Source organism: Corynebacterium tuscaniense DNF00037, from assembly GCF_000759055.1.
GTDB lineage: Bacteria > Actinomycetota > Actinomycetes > Mycobacteriales > Mycobacteriaceae > Corynebacterium > Corynebacterium tuscaniense.
This window is the reverse complement of the sequence record NZ_JRNG01000080.1, coordinates 1-927: the sequence shown is the minus strand read 5'-3', so window position 1 is coordinate 927 and position 927 is coordinate 1. Positions and strand designations below refer to the sequence as shown.

Here is a 927-nt window from a genome sequence, read left to right as displayed (position 1 = left end):
GTGGGTAGAGGTCTTGTTCTGGGGCGGTGTAGAGATAGGGGAACCCTGCAGTGTTGGCGCATGCTGCGGGGTTTCCTGATGGAATATCTGCTTAAGGATTAATGCTAGGCCGGAGTGATTTTCTCCAGGCTGCTCGCAGATTTATTTTAGTATCACTACTTACTATCGCTACTATCGCTTGATTTTTTCTTTAGTTGCAATATTGTTGAAAAAATAAATGTAGCAACTGCAATAGAAATAGTAGATGGGTAAGGTGAATCCAAACCTATAAGATTACCAGTCAGATAAGTGGCCAATGCACCTATCGTCGAGACTGCGGTACTCCGCGCTACCACCTGCATTATGCACACCAGATGAGGGAACCGACACCTGTTGCGATACCACCAGTCACAGCAGTGGCGCCAGCGCCAGCGACGCATCCCACACCGGCAAACCATACCCCACCTACGCAACCTGGTGCGGCTCCACCAACGACTCCTCCGGCTGCGTTTTTCCCGACGCAAGACCAGTAGCCGCGAGGTGCTATCCCACCCTTCTCCGCGTCGATGAGAATACTCGTTGGTGATTCAATAGTGTAAGAAAGGTTGATTTCCCTACCGTCGTCATAGACGATTTTGTCACTCAATCGTTCTAAGCTCTGTCCATCTTTGCTGGTAATATCGATAAAATCTCCATTTTGGGAAATGGTAGCATTTTCAACCTTTAGGCGGAGCTTATTTTCATCGACGCGGCTGATGTTATATGTTGACTGTCCTTCCTGCGCACTGAAACTCTCTTGGTCAGATTTCGGAGTGAGTTCGGTAGCTTGGCTGGTTAACGGAGCCGTTGCCAGAAGAGTTACAGTAGCAGATGCTGCTAGGAGTCGGTGAAGCTTCATGTGGAGATCCTTTCCTGAATACGGGACAACTATGGTGTCTACCACATTTC

1 protein-coding gene is annotated in these 927 nt (G+C 48.5%); it reads right to left on the bottom strand.

Features of this window, described 5'->3' with window-relative positions; all coding sequences use genetic code 11:
- Positions 1 to 340: 340 nt before the first annotated feature.
- A partial coding sequence (locus tag HMPREF2129_RS10735) for a hypothetical protein (RefSeq protein WP_408605846.1) occupies positions 341 to 927 on the bottom strand: 587 nt, incomplete at its 5' end.